The sequence below is a fragment of the Kyrpidia spormannii genome, from assembly GCF_002804065.1.
GTDB lineage: Bacteria > Bacillota > Bacilli > Kyrpidiales > Kyrpidiaceae > Kyrpidia > Kyrpidia spormannii.
In genome coordinates this window covers 2,682,213-2,698,405 of sequence record NZ_CP024955.1, presented here as the reverse complement: position 1 = coordinate 2,698,405, position 16,193 = coordinate 2,682,213, and the positions used below count along the sequence as shown (strand labels likewise).

Here is a 16,193-nt window from a genome sequence, read left to right as displayed (position 1 = left end):
ATAGAACGCCGAGAATGGACCGTGCCAAAGACCACGAATACTTATGCTGATGTTCTATGCGCCGTCGGTCTGGCTGATTTGGTCGCAGATTTCCCGTTGATTTCGGAAGACGGCTCTCCCCGCATCGATCGTCGGCGGACAGTCATGTTAGAGGATCGCGGGGATCATTTTGCCGTCGTGAGTCATCCGCCGCTTTCGGAACAAGAACTCAACGCTTGGCGCCCATCACCGGGTTATCCGTATTTAAAATTAAGGGAAAACGAGGATGTGCCGAGGTCGGTGCAACAGCTTTCACCGTCGCTTTTCGACTACGAGGCCGAACGCCGAAAAGAAGCGGCCTATCGGGAACGGGTGAAGGCTTTGGGGCGTCGGAGACGGACCGTGGAAAACGCGCTGGACGAGATGCCGGATCCGCCGGATTCTCTGCTTCCGCTCATGAAAACGTTCAACAGCATGCGCATGGGATCCAATGCGTACAACAACCTCTTGAAGGCGATTGCCGAAGCTGAGCCGGAGCGGATCCGCCGGATTGTGGCCGCTCGGCTGGGGTTTTCGGAAGCGGGGGAGGATGAAACCGCGTTCGCAAAGGCGGCCAGTACCTTGCAATTCTATAACCCCATTGCGGGTAAAGGAATTCACCGCCCGAAACCGGATAGCACCAGTCCCGCCGGTTATCCGGATGTGTTGACCGACTGGTTTGCCGAATGGATGAAATTCCGCGCTATGACCCTTGTCCTGTTCACCTTTGTGGTCGGCGACGATACGAAGATTCTAGGTCTGGCGCCGAAACAGGCTGAACCAGGAGCGATCCGGATGCTGGCCCGGGAGCTTCGTCGCGAGGAGGTGTGGGGGGGCAATGTCCGTCTGGATTGTTTGATGGCGCTGAAAACCGCCCAGTTGATCATCCGACACTCGGAGTTCGCCAAAAACGTCTCCCCCGATCACCCGGGGAGTCCCGTTTTTTCCCTGCTCCGCAAGCGGCCCTCGGATGTGATTGGGGGATTGTACCAAAGTTATTTCAAAAATCTTGGGACGGCGTCGGCGGTCATGAATGTGTCGTTTCTCTCGCTGCCCGGGTGGTTTCCCGTGGACAGCCGCGAGGATGCTGTGGCATGGAACGAGATTCTGAATGAACACCAGGATCGGCTCCGGGGTTTTCGGGAAGACCGTTCCGATCACATGGCGGTTTTGTTGAAATACCGCGATTTTCTCGTCACCGGGGACTTGCGCGATGCCCTGGAATTCTTCGTGTTGTACGCGGCGGTGTTGATGCAAGATTTGGCCTCGGGGAAGCGGGGGTTGCGGGCATTCAGCGAAGAGAACATGAGGAGGGTGCTCATGAGCTACGACGAGAATGACAAGGAAAAAGAAAAGAAACTGACAAAGGTCATTGATAACCCGGGGTTTCAGGCGGTGGCGCGAGCCATTCGCAACTCGACCATTCTTCCTCAGTACCGCAAGGCGATGAACACACCACTGCCGGTTTCTATTCATTACGGGCTTGCCCAATCTTGGCGGCGGAAGGCGGAATTCAAAGAGGATTTTGTAAAAGAGCTCTGTGATTTCGTCGCGAGTTATAACTACGAGCGAGCGAGGTTGGCGGAGCAGGGTCGGTCGGTTCGCCAAAACAAGGTGGCGACTGAAGATCTGGAGGAAGTGATTCGCCTGATTGATGAGTATGGGTCTTCGTTGGTCGGCATGCTGCTGGTGGCTTTCGGCCATACCACGGGCCGGCGAGATGCTGATGCCGGGACATCCGGAGACGGGAAGGGCGCGGCCGGACAAGAGGAACAAACACGTGATGAGGGGGAAAAGGAACTATGAGAGGTTCTTCCATCGGGATCTCTGGCTTGGTGACGTTGGACTTGCACTCGTTAAACAACGAGGGTGCGGAAGGGAATTATCTTCAGACCCGTTTGGTCCAGATCGTGGGTGAGGACCAACAGCTGTATACTGTGAATGCGGTGAGCGGGGACATGATGAAGCACATTCAGGCAGAACACCTGTATCACATCGCTTTGGAGCAGGAGTTGTCCTTGTGTGGACCGTGCAAAAGATTTGACGCCAATCGCATTGTAGCGGACGATGATTTTGCGGCGTCGTTTGGCGCCAAAGCCCTGGACTCGGAGGTGCTCAGCCGGGCTCTGGAATGGTGTGTGCTGGATGATCTGGAGGGAATTTTGATCACCCGGGAAATCGGCGGGACAAAGCGTTCCATCGGGCGCAAGTCTGCCGTGGAGTTTGGGTGGTTGGTCGGAAAGCCCGATACAACGCGGACCGATGAGTATTTTCATGTCAAATACGCCCCGGAAGGACGGGGAAAGGGATCCGGTGAGAGAACCGGGGCAGAAAATACCGGACAAAATATATTTCACCGGCCGGCGTCTTCCGGACGGTATGCGGCGGTCGTCAACCTCGACCTATTTCGGGTCGGACGCAACGACATCACGTTGGAGTACGTATTGCCGCCCGAGGAAAGGTTGAAACGGCAGAAAGCGTTGTTGGAAAGCGTGTTGTACACGTTTTTAAAGCCGTCTGGAGCGCATCGGAATACCCAGAATCCTCATATCGTAGGTTTCGAAGGATGCCTGTCGGTGTCCACCACGACCCAGCCCGCTCCCCTCACCAGTGCGCTCAACAGTCGTTTTATCGAAGAAATGTCTCGGATCGCGGATGTACTTAATAAGCGCAGACCCGGGAGTGTGCAGGTGATTCCTTTTGGTTCTCTCGGCGAATTCGCCGAACACATGAGTGAACTGATCGATCGGCTTGAGGTGTGACGGGGTGAAGGCGATGACCGGGACGCGTTGGATGGAGGCCCTGTATCGGCCGGTGTCGCTGTTCTCCCTCCGCACCGCCCAAGCCACTTCGAGTGGAGGGAAGACGCTGTTGGTTCCCACGCCTTATGCGGTGGGCATGGCTTTGGTGGACGCCGGCTATCGGATCGGCGGAGAAACCGCGGCGAAGGCGCTGTTCCGCATGGCGGCCACACAGAGGATTCTCCTGCGTCCTCCGGAAGAAGCCGTGGTGACGAATACGTTTGTAAAAATCCTGAAAGAAAGCCGGAAGGACGGTTTGTCTGATGCGCCCGACAAAGGGCCGTACGGATCGTCGATCGCTTTTCGGGAGTTCTGTTTCTTTCGGGGAGAACTCCGGGTGGCTTTGTCTGTTGGCGACCTGGCGCCGAAGGACGTAGCTCTGCTGGAAGATGCCCTGTGGCACGTTCAGTATTTTGGGAAGAGGGGGAGTTTCTTTCAACCGGTGGATGTTCGCGTGGTGGAGGAACTGCCGGAGGGCTACTGTGTCCCGGCCGATGAGTTGAGTGGGGACCCGAGTCTGTTCATGACCGTTCAGGTGTTGGACGAGATCGGGGAAGGGAAGAATCTCGACGATTTGTTCGATCGCCTGAACAGTTATTCGAAGTCCCGGGCGCAATTGGGGAAACATCGCAGGTTTCGGGAATACCGCCTGCCTTATCGGTTGGTGCAGTCGTCTCATCATTACAGCTGGTATCGGCGGCTCGTATAAACTTCGGAGATGCAGGAGACTCGGCACGGAACGGGAGGGTGGTCCCGCTCTGGAAGTCGGGAACCGGGGTGTCACCGGGCGTCGGGTCACCACGTCCGCGGAGGGCAGGAAGTTGGAATGAGAGGTTGTCTTCCGGTACGGTCACGGGTACACTGAGAATAGACCCGTTGCCGTGCCGGATCTGTGGAGAGCTTGGGATCACCCGGGTGGCGAAACCCGGCATCTTGAAGAATGGTGAGACTGGTGAAGAACAACAGGGATAGGGGATTGAAAGTATTTGGTTTTGTAATTGATGCTCACGTGGAGACCCGTTGGTAGGGGATAGGTGCCGTGCCTTGCTGGAGGCGGAAAAGCCGATTGTCGACTACGGCACCGGACTTTCGAGGATTGCCCGGGTTTTTGTGCAAAATGGTGATCCTCGACACAGCGCAAAAAATCTGTGGAGATGGGCCCTTGTCCCACAAAGGTTTTCGTGCTCTTTCGACAACGGTTGCAGTCGCAAAGACCCGAGGTAGGGGATTGAAACCTGTATTGGACGAGCTAGGAAACCCTGAGCCTCCGTTGCAGTCGCAAAGACCCGAGGTAGGGGATTGAAACATCAGATCGCCGACCAGTTCGAGGCGTCCTCCACTCGTTGCAGTCGCAAAGACCCGAGGTAGGGGATTGAAACACCCGTAACAGGATAGGCAGAGAGACATGGCGATAGTAGTTGCAGTCGCAAAGACCCGAGGTAGGGGATTGAAACAGTAGAAAACCTTAATGCCAGTCCTCCGCTGGCCCTTGTTGCAGTCGCAAAGACCCGAGGTAGGGGATTGAAACGGAAAACGAGGTTGCCTGGCACGCCGGACCGACGGCGAAGTTGCAGTCGCAAAGACCCGAGGTAGGGGATTGAAACCATCACACCAGTAGCAAGGGTGATAAGAATCTTGACAGGTTGCAGTCGCAAAGACCCGAGGTAGGGGATTGAAACGAACAAACGGGCGCAAAATAGCAATAGCCTCGTCGTGTTGCAGTCGCAAAGACCCGAGGTAGGGGATTGAAACTTCGTCCTTGGCTGGCCAGACGCTATGATTCCATGCGTCGTTGCAGTCGCAAAGACCCGAGGTAGGGGATTGAAACCCTTCCACGCCATCCGGAGGGCCAGAGCCATCCGAGTTGCAGTCGCAAAGACCCGAGGTAGGGGATTGAAACAGTTGTGCGTCGTTTGCCAGCCTCGCCGCTTCTGGCGTTGCAGTCGCAAAGACCCGAGGTAGGGGATTGAAATGGGAGGACATCGTGGTGAAAGAGATTGGGTTTGATGTGTTAAAGGGTTTGGCGTTTGGGCGGTATCGATTTTGGGTTCGGGCTGGGGAGGGGGGCATGGCTCTGCGGGAGTTTGCCGAAGCCACGCTTCGAGGCGGCTTCGGCACGGTGTTCCGCGAGCAACAATGTGTCGCTTTGGGATTTGGAGAGGGCTTATGCCGCTCCGGGTGCCGTTATTCGGATGCTTGTCCGGTGGCGGCTGTATTCGCACCGGGAGGTGGAGGTGAAGAGCTGGATTGGCAATCCGAGCCGAGTGATGCGGGCGATGACGCCTCGGCAGGCGCCGCGGAGCCGACGCGGCGTTCATCTCGCCATCCCAGGGATTTCGTTGCCCCTTACATTCTGTACATGCCGAAGCGCGGCAGTGTTCATTGGCGGCCGGGTGAACATTTCTCCTTTGATCTCACTTTGGTGGGAAGAGCCATGGGATATTTGCAGCATTTTATCGAAGCGTTTCAGGCGCTGTTTCAGCGGGGGGTCGGTGGCCGTCGCGACGTCGGAGTCTTGGAAAGCGTGGAGGCGTTGGGCACGGCAGGAAATTGGTTGGTGTACTCGAAAAAACAAGAGCGGTTCGGCACCGGTGTCCATCCGTATCACGTGCCGGTCACCGCGGCACATCTCGAAACCGAAACGGTTTTCTCGGGATTGGATCGACCTCCGGGCCGGGTGACCCTCGTTTTCGAAACGCCTTTTCGGACGAAATGGCAGGGCGCCTTGGTCAGCCGTCCGGATTTTCATGTTGTGCTGCGGGCCGCAGTCCGTCGCATATCCCGGCTGATGGAGCAGCACTGCGGAACACATCTCGACATCCCCTATACTTCTCTTTTCGATTTGGCCACCGAAGTTCGGTTGGTGGATTCTGATGTACAATGGAAAGAGTATTGGCGGTTTTCAACCCGACAGGGGCAAAATATGCAGTTCGGTGGGATTGTCGGTGCGGCGACGTACGAAGGGGATTTGGCGCCGTATGTTCCGTTTTTGACGGCGGGGCAATATCTGCACGCAGGAAAACAAGCGGTGTTCGGGTTCGGAAGATATCGGTGTTTATGGGGATGAACAAATTTGTCGGTTGAAGTGTCGGCTCAGAGGATTTTTACCCGGCATGGTTGAATTTCTTTATCGACGGTTGTATCTAAAATTTTAAATAAAAAACCGCGTTTCCGGTGCAGAGACGAGATGAAGGACAAGAGGGGAGGGAAGGGACGATGGTTTTATTGGTGACCGTCGGTGGCAACCATCAGCCGATTGTTCGCGCCATCGAAACGATCAAGCCGGAATTCGTCGTTTTTCTGTGTTCCCACGATCTCGGGACCACCAAGGGGTCCTATGAGCAGGTGGTTGGGAAGGGCAATGTGCTGCGAAGTTCACCCGGCAAGGCCCCGGATCTGCCGAACATTGTCGTGCTCACGGAACTGCCGGAGGGACACTACAAAGTCGTCACGATGCCTCCGGATGATTTTGAGCTCTGTTATGCAGCCATTCGGAAAGAAGTGGCTTTCGTCAAGAAAGAGTACCCAAGAGGGCGGATCTGTGCAGATTATACGGGCGGAACGAAAACGATGTCTGCGGCTCTGGTGACGGTCGCCGTGGATGATCCAGAGATTCAGTTGCTGGTGACGGTGGGGGATCGGCGGGATCTCGAAAAGGTGGCGGATCGAACGGAGCATACCACCGCCGCACCCACAGCCCGGGTTCGGACCCAGCGAATCCTCGACAGTGTGGATCAGCGGCTGACTGTGTACGACTATGACGGCGCGGAGGCCATTTTGCGGGAAGCGGTGGCCGGTTTGCAAACTGACAACGCGCAACGGGTGCGGGGAGCGATTCATTTTTGCCAAGGATTGAAGGAATGGGACAAGTTTCAATACGCACGGGCCTACGACAGTCTGAAGCCTTACGGGCGTTATCTCAAGCAGATCGCCGTCCTCGGATATCTTCAAAGTGAGCAAGGTTCCCGGTCTTATACCGCTGTAGAGGATCTCTTACATAACGCGGAACGCCGGTATTGCCAGGAAAGGTATGACGACGCCGTCGCCAGGGTGTATCGCTCGCTGGAGCTCTTGGTGCAGGTCTGGCTGCAAGAGAGGTACGGAATTCACACCTCGGATGTGGATGTGTCAAAGGTTCCAAGTGAAGCCCGGCCTTTTATGGAATTGCATCGGGAGGCCAGAGAGGACACGGTGAAGCTGGGACTGATGGCGGCGTGGGACTTGTTGCAATTCTTTCCGGACGATGCACTCGGGCGGTGGTATGAGGGGCGGCGCAACGTTTTTCTTGATTTCCTGCAACACAGAAATCTCTCGAAGTTAGCCCACGGCGACAGGCCGGTGGATAAAATGACCTATCTTCGTTCGGCCCGGCCGGTTATTGAGATGTGTCGCGAGGTCCTTGGGAAGATTCCGAGCTGGACCGGCAAAAGAGTCGGCCGATTGGAACAGCTCCCGAATCGGCTGCCTGATGAGTTGAAACAGTTGTGGTAAGCGTTGGTTCGGCTGCCCGGATTGGTGAGCAATAGCGGATTCCTCGATCATCAAGAGTGGGGGCGAGCGGGGCCGGCTCGCCCTCCATCATCTCGGAGCCGCCCGCCGCTACTGACTTCGATCCCGCGGCAACAAGCGGCGCAGCCATCCCAAAAAATACACCGCTTCGGCATGGGTGATCTGATTGGGGCGCCAGTGGCGTTCCACCAGTCGGCTCAGGTTTTCCCAGTTCTGCTTTTTGTCCACGCGGAAGAGAACGTCGAATGCGCTCTCCACTCGTTGTCGAAGTTCCCGGCCTTCGGCGTGGTCGCGGAGGTCGGGGATTTTTCGTACACCGGAGAGGGTGGCCCGGACGACGTAATTCATCCCTTTTTCGGTTTCCGAGGGGGTACGCCGGGATGCCAGGTCTTCCTCCATGACTTTCCACAGCTCCAGGATGCGTTGGACCATCGTCCCGGGGATGTTGACCGGGTTGAGGGCCGCCCCGGGTGCGTCCGGCTTGCCGGCAGAGGAATCCGGGCGGCGCTCCGGTGTCCGGGTGTTCTTCCGGTTTCCGTGGGGGCCGGACGGATTACCGGCCGCCGTCCGGCCCGGCGCCGGGACCGGGCCCGATTCGCCCCCCGGATCGGATGAATGGAACAGTTTGACCAAGAACTTGTCGATAGATTCTTTCTGAGAGCGTGTCAGGGTACCCATCCGTACACCCCATCCTCCAGGTTCCACCCAAGGTATTCATGATTCTGCGGTACGTGGTGTCTGGCTGCCTCAAACTGTTCGATGCGACTCACGTCCTCGATGCGGTGCCGGTTCCAGTCGTCTTGCTGAAGATATTGTTCCGCCCAGTTCCACAAGGTCTCTTTCGTGAAGCGTCGGCCTGAGGACAAGCTCTGGTCGGCGGGTTGGACGTCCGCAATGTCCAGTTGGACGCTGCCGAAGAATGCAGGCTTTGCATAACCAACTTTGAGCTGGAATTTCCAGGTCGGCACGGCTCCCATCGCCAGTACCAACAGGCCGACCTCCTCAGGGGTGCAATTCTCAAAATCGACGAATCCGCTGAATTTGACGCCGGCCGATACCGCCTGGTGCCAGTCGGGCCGGCAATTCTTCCACTTCGGGACGGCCTCCAGAATGTATTTGGGATCGCCGTGGTTGTACACTTTCCGGCAAGGTGTGCCGTTTTCTTCTCGTTTGAGCCGAGGACGGTACAATTGCGGAAGCCGAGCTTCTTCCTCTCTTGCAGCGGTGGTCGGGCGAAAGGAGCCCACTGAGATGAGACTCCTTAAAGCGATCTTATTGCCGATGATGCCGAACAGTTGACAGGCGGGGCAAACCGCTGAACTCGGCGCTCCGCGCCGGAACGTCGTCGAACAGGTCAAATTGGGATGGCTCCGCCCATCCACGAAGAGGATACAGGATTTCGACAGGAGTTCCACGTAACTGCGCAGCACCCCCTTGAGGGTTGAACCGGGGATCACCGGAATCCCGCCTTCCCGGTGAATGGCGCGAACGAAGCGATCGTTCCGGAGCTCGTAGCCCCCGGTGCCCACGATCAATGGTGTCAAAGTTTCCAACACAACATAAAGCCGGCCGTGCACCAAGTTGCGGTCCAGGGTATCCCGGGGTCTTGGCGGCTGACGACGAGGGTGAGGATCGACGGAATAAAAGTGAAATGGGCCCATGACAATCACCGCCTTTCGGAGCCGGCCGATTTTCGGGTGACCGTCTCTGGGGAGGGATCGAGAAGACTTTGGGAGAACTCTTCGACGGCCTCCATGCCTTCCAGCACCGCCCTGGAACGAAGCAGGTCGGCGGTCCACTCCAAGTCGTCCGTTGAGCTGCGGCCGAAGACGTCCCGGAGGGGACGGCGTCCGGGCTTGGGCCCATCGCGGTAGTCCAGGCAATTTAGCTGGAAGTGGTCCTGAACCACGCGCACCCGACCGAGTCCCCTCGAAGTGGACGCTCCCAGCCGGAGGCGGCCCTCATGAAGATCTTGCAACAGGGCAACCACAAGTTTGAGCTGCCAAAGTTCAAAGTTCTGAAGCACGATCCTGCCGGTGAACTCCCCGGACTCGACGACTTCATAGGTATACAGGGCTCTGGGCGCCGGCCCGCCGGTGAGGCGGTCGATCCCCACGCCCTCCCGCAAACCGAGCCGTACCGCTGAAGGATCCCGAGGGACAGCGTCTTCGAAAAAGATTCGGCTGCCCACGGCCAGAGATCCGAACAGTTTGCTGGCCGCACACTGCTGGTCATACAGGTCCCGGCCCCGGTCGTACGGCTGTTGTCCACTGTCCCTTCGCGTCTCGGTCGCCTTGTGGCTGTCATTCTTGTGGTTGAACACGTCGTCCACAGACAACCCGTTGCCTTTCAGAATCTGTTCCCCGCGACTGCGAAACACACCTTTAATCGATGATCCGGGGATCACCGGAACCCATTGCCCGGCTTTCCAGTATTTCACCACTTGGGCGTCCGGGCTGCCGGGATCGACGGGGTTGGCGCCGCCCCTGCGGATTGAAACAGGGGTTTCCGGGGTTATGGTATATTGGATGGTCGCCTCAATGTGTAAGGATCGAAACATGATTCTCACCTCCCGGCTGACATGTAGCGGCCCATGACCTGGTTGACCCACGGTTCATAGTCTTCTTCTTCATCCCGTCCCAGGTAGTGAAGAACGATATCCTCCGGACCGCGCGATTCCATACGGGAAATCCGCCAACTTCCGATTCCGCGCACGCTGCCCAAACCTCGCGATGTCTTTCCCCCAAGAAAAAGCTCTCCATTGCGGAGGGCCTCAAGCCCGAGCAGCAGCCAGGCCTGTTCATCGTCTTCGAGGTTCATGGCGCGGACGGTGAGCGGGAACACCACTCCAGGGTTCACGAGTTCAAAATCGTATTTCACACCATTTCGGGCCGTTCGGGTGTCCCGATCGATGCCCACGCCGTCCCGAACGTCGAACCACTCGGTGGGGTGACCCTGTTCGGGAACCAGATCGGGTATGGAAATCTTCCCCGCAAAGAGTTGGTTGCCGAAGAGTCGGCAGATGGGACACAGCGACCGGTAGATGGCCTCGGCCAGCTCCCGATCGATCTCGGCCTTCTCTTCTTCGGACAAATTGTCCCAGCTTCCCCGCGATCCGTCGTCTGGATCGGGATCTCCATTCGTTGGGATGGCCATTTGACGTCGGCGCCACTTGTCCCGGTCTTCTTTCTTGCGAAATTCCCGTCCGCAGGGGTTTTCGGTGATGATGCATACCGGCGGTCCTTCAGGGGACAGAAGGTTTCGCAAGCTTTCGTTCTGGCCGACCGTTTCCAGGAAGGAGCGCAGGACGCCCTTCAGGGAAGATCCGGGAATCACCGGCCGCCCGTCCGGCCATCTGACAACCTTGGCGTCCATCCCCATCGCCCCCCTTTCGCTGACCCCGATGTGCAAAGGGGACATGAGCTCCAGGGTCCCCCGGATGATCCAGGCGTTTTGAAGGGAATGATGCAACAAACTCATCGGGCGTTCCTCCTTTGTTGAGCCGGGGACGGATGGGTGCCCTCGGGGATTCGATGGACGAGGTACGTGTGTTGCCATTTCCAATACAGCAGGAACCGTTCCACCATTTCATGTTGGAGTTGTTGCCGACTGCGGGGTTCGGACACATCGTGTTCTCCCCGTCTCTGGATCTCGTCGAGAATCGCCAGGAATCGATCGCCGACCCGGGCCCATCCGTTTCGCTTGTCGTCGCGGCCGATCTGGTAACGAACGAAAAGTTTCAGTTCTTCCAGAGATGTGATGTGATTCATCGCCGCGAGCAGATTCTCGATTTGAGATTTGCCGAATTCTCCGGCCGGATCCTTACGGTTGTTCGGTTTATTGTTGGCCTGGCCGCCTTGTTGCGGGTTCGAGGTTTTCCGCAGGGCGTTTACCACATGGGTTCCGAACTCCTCCGCCTGTCGGACCAGCCAGTCCACGTGTTGGCTCAAGATCGCCGTTTCTTTTCTCATGATCCATCCTCCCTTCAGATCACTGCTTATCAGAGCGGTTCTCGGCCGACCACATCCGAACCGGCGTCCAGGTGGTCTCGACCCCGTTTACCACTGATTCCAGGCCTTCCCGACCGCCTTCCCGGATCCCTTCGACCGATACATCTGACCGCACCCCGTTCAGGATGATCGATGTTGCCCACTGGAACAATATCTCCTTCTCCGCCGGGTCCGCGACAGAGAAGACGAACAGACTGCCGCCCAACCAGTACCACAGCGGCTCTGCGGACCTGATCCCCGGCTGTCCGGCGAGAAACGGGTAGCGGGATTCGTATTGAATGGAGGCATACGACACCTTCAAAGAACGGGGAGCGGGGATTGGGGATGGTCTTTGTTTCCACCAGTCGGCATAACGGTTTAAATCTTCCTCGATGCTTGTCGGATGTTTTTGTCCGCTGCCCACCGCATACAGAGCTTCCGTCTGAAGAATCAGCGGTATAGTGGCCGTTTCCCCCGTTTCGGTCTCCCAATCCCGGAGGTCGGTCCATCTTTCCCGATCCCGGGAGTTCTCCGGAACCACTTCTATCCCCATGCGCCCCAAACCCGTTCCCAGATAGGCGCCCACCCGCAGTTCAGTGCCTTGTGGGAGGACAAGATCGACGCCCTCCGGAGCGCGAATCCAGCCTTCGAAGACGAGGGGCCGCACGTCGGCTTCCACCACGGCCGCGGGGATCCCCACGGCGAGGCTGAACAGGTGAGCGTCTCGGTGGGTTTGTCGCCAGTCGTCCAACTCCACCCGGGTGAAAACTCGTTTTTGCACATGAGCGACCGCACCCTTTCGCCCATGGACGGGGGGCAGCCTCCAGCCATCCTTCCAGCGTTCGAAACGGCTTCCACACTCGCAGCACTTGAGCGATCGGTCTTTTATGGCGCCGGGCAAGATTTCCGGGGACGCCATTTCACTTCGACTGCGAAATCGGTGGGGCAGATCATCGATGGGCGGATGGGACTTGTCCTTTTTACAGACCAGCAATGTGCTTGAGGCGCGACTGGCTCCAAAGGGAACGGCATCTGAAAACAGGATGTCGGAAAAGGATTTGACCCAATGGCGCCATTCCGGCCGACAGCGGGAGACGTCCAATTCCGGACCGACCCAGTACCGGACCGCCGAACCGTCTTCCGGCGTCCCGCCGTACGACTCGACGATGGCCCGGGCCACCGCGGCTTTCAGAATCCGGGCGGGGATGTAATCCAAGGTCTCGTAATCGTTATCTGTCATCCGCCTCCCGGCGATCAGGAACGGGGACCGGGGGGTGAGGAGAATCTTCCACCAACGATCCATGAACCTCTCTCCTTTGTGTTGGTGTCACCGCTGGAACCATGTCTGAAAAGTCCATTCCCGCAAGTCGGATAACGAGGTCGCCGGAGTCCACGGATCTCCATCCATAGTGACGGTCAGTCGGCTGGTTCCAGGCCCGTCATCGTTACTTAAATTCCAGGACAGGCGGCCCCTCCCGATGGATCGCCCGCTGCCGAGATGTTCAATCCCGAGTATCGCCAGGGTCAGAAGAGCGACCACATCCTCGCGGGTCGAATACAGGCTCATGCCTCCGACAAAGGACCATTCCGTCCCCACCAAGGCTTCCGACACCAAGAAACCGTCTTTCACCACGCCAAGCCGCCGATGGATGGCCGTGCGGTGGTGTGAGGCGAACTGAAGGTTGGAGGCGTCGACATCGTCGGGCATATAGCTGTCGTCGACGTACAGTCGACCGGGTTGGATGCCGGGAGCGCCGAAACAGTAACGTTCCATGTCACGCCAATCCTTCCGATGACCGGACAGGATGGTGTCAGGTTCCCCAGAGGTGTTTTGAAACGCATGCGCCAACCTGCTAAAGCTGTCTCGAATCTTTCCCCGCATCGTTGAGCCAGGCACATAAGGGCGGCCGCGCCAATCGAGAGCCGGACCGGAAACGGATGCCCCTTCCTGTCCGGGGCCTCGCACCGACCACGGCGTTTCAGGCCGAAGGATCCAGTGCCACTGAACCAGGGATTTTGGGCCACCGTTGCCGATCATTGTGCCACCTCCGTCGCCGTCGAGACCTCCGTTGTCTCCTGGGATGAGGCGGCCCCGAGAACATCCCACAGCTCCAACACATCGTGCCACAGGCTGTAGTGGTGTTCGCCTTCAGACCACCAGAGGATCTTGCCTCGCTGTTTCTTCCCCTGTATGAGATACAGGCTGTTCAATCGCCGGACGACTTCGGCCCGTTGTTCCCGAACCGAATCTCGGAAGGTCAGATATGCCGCGTACAGATCCCCTGCCGATATGCTCATGGTCTCGGCGGCTTGGCACAACTGACGAATCCAGGCCGATGACGTAAAACGCTTGATATCCCGAATGAAATCCAATAGTTTTTGAAAATCCGAGGCTGTGTAAGGACGGGCGTAGAGATGTTTAAAAATGGTTCCCCCTTCCCCCGGTTCTTGTGCGGATCGCTGCCGCAGCCGGTAATCGGTCAGCCGTCCGGCGTACGGTACAGAACTTTTGAGGTGTAGAAAATCCACCGTTCCCCCTTCGAAAGAGCCGTTCTTTTTGGCCGATTTCGCCGATTTCAGGAGTTCATCCGCCGTCATCTGCAGCCGTAAGAAAGCTTGGTCATTCGCCCCCACGGCGACTCCCACCGACAGGCTCATCGTTTCTTCGTGCTGAACGGAGGTCGTGCCGGGCCGGTATCGGCACAGGGCCCGTTCGAATCGTTCGATGATGGTCGGGACGGCGTCGAGCGCATTTCCGGCTGGCGCGACGAAGAACAAATCGTCCCCCGCCATGGCGATCATTTCGAAATTGAGGTCAGGAATCTGTTCGACCAAGGCGGTACAGGCCGCGGTCCGGGTGACATGGTCGACCAAATCCGAAAAATAGCGAAGTTTGGCCGGTGTGTTCATGTTTTGGACGTAATGGCCAAGATTGTTCGCGTCTCCGTAGACCACCGCTATACGATCGCCCAGGTCGACCAAGGACTCTGGAACTTTTGGGTTCGGGGCGCGATCCATCGCCAGCCCCAATAAAGGTGCGGCTTCGTTCCAAATCTGCAACTGGTGTTCCCGTTTGACCCTGGAGGATCCGGCCATCGCCCGGTGGTAGCACGAGCGGCAGGCGGGTTTATCCCCATCTGCCCGGGGGATCCGCCGTACAGCCGGTCGAAAATGACAAAAAGCACAGGACCCGCTTCGGGTTGGACCGCCGAACAGTTGGTACGGGGTCGGGTTGCAGTGATTGAGTGTGTGCGACAGATCGGGAGTATCATCCGGTTCGCCATAAAAAAACGGGGGCCGACTCATCTGGCGCTCGACAATCCGGGTTTCCAGATAACTCATCCATTCCGAGAAGTGCGGATCGGTCCAAGCCTCTGCCGGAGCCTGCTCAGCGATGAAGGCACATTCGGCGGTGATCGTGACCCGTCCGTATAAACTCTCGATGGCGAGCTCCGGAGGTTCACCGTCGATGCCCCGGGCGCCGACGGGAAGCGCCAACAGGGTGCGGCCGCCGCCGCTGTACACGACGCTTTCCGGAATCCAGCCGCGTTCCGGTCCCAGGTTCTCGATCCAGCGCAAGAGCCGGCTGCCATTCAGTTCGTCGAGTAGGCGGGAACCTCCGCGGATGATCTGGATGTCGGCTGTTTCGAGGTAATACTGTTTGATGCGCACCGCCCCACCTTTGACGAACAAAAAGCGACGTCCCCGCAGTTCGGCCGGCGCCTGACCTGTCAGCAACAACGCTTCTACGGCCGAGAGCCGCTCGGAGTCCTCCACGGCCAGAGGGGGATTCAGATCAGACCACAGAAGACGGCGCAGTTCCGGCCAGCGATCGTTGACCTCCGGTTGGAATAGTGCGAAAAACAGAGTCACGCGAAGGTGCAGAAAGTCGCCCAGCCGGGTGCGCAACAGTGGCCCTTGCATGGATGCCCCCGCTTCAGACGCGGCATGGAGCTGGTCAATGGCCTCTTGCGCCGTCATCGGTTGGGGATACGGCAGGGCGATGCCCACAAGAGCCTGAGCATCTCGCAAAATTGCCGGATCCGTAGTGCCGAAAGGAAACCGTCGGCTCAGGAGGAGCCCGGGGTCGTCATGGGTCTGCAACCAGTTCCGGACCGCCTTCAGGTATGTATCGTAAACATGGGATTCAATACCAAAGCAGGTTCCGGTCACAGGGTCCTGCCAGACCAAGTCCTCTGGACGGCACCGTCGAGCATTCGGTCGCTGAAAAGGATTTCTTAGCCACTCCAACCACGGTGTAACGTACACGTCCAATGTCTCGCCCCCCGCCTTTCTTTGACATCCCACTTCTTTCATTCGACTGGAAGGATGGTTTTTCCTTCCCGGTGGTGTCGTTTTTTTGTTGTTTTTGTGGAAGATTGGGTGTGGCGGCTCGGGATGGGCAAGGTGGTCGCGAAGGGCTGCCCCGGATGTTTATCGAAGCGCGTGATGAACGGATCTACAAACGTGGAGACGGAGGAGTCTGAAAAAGGCGTTGGCAGGTCTTCGAATCTGTGGTATTCTGACGCCAGAACGTTGACCGTCGAGAATCCAGGGGGTGGCTCCCATGCTCGTCACCGCCCCGTTTCGAGGATCGGCCAGGTTTTTCAGCAGAATGTCGATCCTCGAAAATCCAGCGTGTCGGCTTGACGGGCAAAGCGCATATCCACGCCGATTTTTCCGTTCATTCGACAACGGTAGCATCGACGTAGACCCGTGGTTGGGGATTGAAACACAACCGAAACCCGATCCCCTCCCGTATCTTTGGAAGGTAGCATCGACGTAGACCCGTGGTTGGGGATTGAAACAGACAGTAAGCGTCCACGGAGCCCATGATGTCGGAAGTAGCATCGACGTAGACCCGTGGTTGGGGATT

General features: G+C 57.7%; 13 protein-coding genes and 2 CRISPR repeat arrays (1 of these 15 only partly in view). Of the genes, 5 read left to right on the top strand and 8 right to left on the bottom strand.

Annotation, left to right across the window (positions count from 1 at the left end):
• The first annotated feature begins 144 nt into the window (after positions 1 to 144).
• The 5 genes from CVV65_RS13495 (at position 145) to CVV65_RS13475 (ending at position 7,310) form a co-directional block, all read left to right on the top strand.
• Positions 145 to 1,824: a hypothetical protein gene (locus CVV65_RS13495; RefSeq protein ID WP_133121308.1), complete on the top strand. Its 1,680-nt coding sequence runs from the start codon at positions 145 to 147 to the stop codon at positions 1,822 to 1,824.
• A complete protein-coding gene (locus CVV65_RS13490) occupies positions 1,821 to 2,780 on the top strand; it encodes a DevR family CRISPR-associated autoregulator (RefSeq protein ID WP_100668571.1) in 960 nt (319 codons plus the stop codon). Before CVV65_RS13495 ends, CVV65_RS13490 begins: the two co-directional genes overlap by 4 nt.
• Before the next feature lie 13 nt (positions 2,781 to 2,793).
• A complete protein-coding gene (locus CVV65_RS13485) occupies positions 2,794 to 3,528 on the top strand; it encodes a hypothetical protein (protein WP_133121307.1) in 735 nt (244 codons plus the stop codon).
• A gap of 489 nt (positions 3,529 to 4,017) precedes the next feature.
• A CRISPR array of direct repeats spans positions 4,018 to 4,792; the repeat unit is 37 nt; unit sequence GTTGCAGTCGCAAAGACCCGAGGTAGGGGATTGAAAC.
• A 14-nt stretch (positions 4,793 to 4,806) separates the two neighbouring features.
• The gene (gene cas6, locus CVV65_RS13480) at positions 4,807 to 5,886 is read left to right on the top strand and encodes a CRISPR system precrRNA processing endoribonuclease RAMP protein Cas6 (RefSeq protein WP_133121306.1); all 1,080 of its coding nucleotides are present in this window, start codon (positions 4,807 to 4,809) and stop codon (positions 5,884 to 5,886) included.
• Between the two features lie 149 nt (positions 5,887 to 6,035).
• Positions 6,036 to 7,310 (top strand): TIGR02710 family CRISPR-associated CARF protein, encoded by a 1,275-nt coding sequence (locus CVV65_RS13475; protein WP_100668569.1) that lies wholly within the window; start codon positions 6,036 to 6,038, stop codon positions 7,308 to 7,310.
• A 108-nt stretch (positions 7,311 to 7,418) separates the two neighbouring features.
• Here CVV65_RS13475 and CVV65_RS13470 read toward each other — a convergent pair whose 3' ends face one another.
• Genes CVV65_RS13470 through CVV65_RS13435 form a run of 8 tightly spaced genes read right to left on the bottom strand, consistent with a single transcriptional unit; the run spans position 7,419 to position 15,586 of the window.
• On the bottom strand, positions 7,419 to 8,006 hold the full coding sequence (locus CVV65_RS13470) for a hypothetical protein (protein ID WP_100668568.1): 588 nt from the start codon (positions 8,004 to 8,006) through the stop codon (positions 7,419 to 7,421).
• The gene (locus CVV65_RS13465) at positions 7,994 to 8,989 is read right to left on the bottom strand and encodes an RAMP superfamily CRISPR-associated protein (RefSeq protein WP_100668567.1); all 996 of its coding nucleotides are present in this window, start codon (positions 8,987 to 8,989) and stop codon (positions 7,994 to 7,996) included. Before CVV65_RS13465 ends, CVV65_RS13470 begins: the two co-directional genes overlap by 13 nt.
• Before the next feature lie 5 nt (positions 8,990 to 8,994).
• Positions 8,995 to 9,888, bottom strand: a complete 894-nt coding sequence (gene csx7 / locus CVV65_RS13460; RefSeq protein ID WP_100668566.1) for a type III CRISPR-associated RAMP protein Csx7 — start codon at positions 9,886 to 9,888, stop codon at positions 8,995 to 8,997.
• A gap of 5 nt (positions 9,889 to 9,893) precedes the next feature.
• Complete coding sequence (locus CVV65_RS13455; RefSeq protein ID WP_157935528.1) at positions 9,894 to 10,808, bottom strand: RAMP superfamily CRISPR-associated protein; 915 nt, start codon at positions 10,806 to 10,808, stop codon at positions 9,894 to 9,896.
• On the bottom strand, positions 10,805 to 11,299 hold the full coding sequence (locus CVV65_RS13450) for a hypothetical protein (RefSeq protein WP_100668564.1): 495 nt from the start codon (positions 11,297 to 11,299) through the stop codon (positions 10,805 to 10,807). The genes CVV65_RS13455 and CVV65_RS13450 overlap by 4 nt, the downstream gene beginning before the upstream one ends.
• A gap of 19 nt (positions 11,300 to 11,318) precedes the next feature.
• On the bottom strand, positions 11,319 to 12,620 hold the full coding sequence (locus tag CVV65_RS13445) for a hypothetical protein (RefSeq protein ID WP_100668563.1): 1,302 nt from the start codon (positions 12,618 to 12,620) through the stop codon (positions 11,319 to 11,321).
• A gap of 24 nt (positions 12,621 to 12,644) precedes the next feature.
• Positions 12,645 to 13,355 (bottom strand): RAMP superfamily CRISPR-associated protein, encoded by a 711-nt coding sequence (locus CVV65_RS13440; RefSeq protein WP_100668562.1) that lies wholly within the window; start codon positions 13,353 to 13,355, stop codon positions 12,645 to 12,647.
• Complete coding sequence (locus tag CVV65_RS13435) at positions 13,352 to 15,586, bottom strand: Cas10/Cmr2 second palm domain-containing protein (protein ID WP_407928407.1); 2,235 nt, start codon at positions 15,584 to 15,586, stop codon at positions 13,352 to 13,354. The genes CVV65_RS13440 and CVV65_RS13435 overlap by 4 nt, the downstream gene beginning before the upstream one ends.
• Before the next feature lie 428 nt (positions 15,587 to 16,014).
• Positions 16,015 to 16,193: direct repeats of the CRISPR family, unit length 37 nt; unit sequence GTAGCATCGACGTAGACCCGTGGTTGGGGATTGAAAC (it continues 739 nt past the right edge of the window).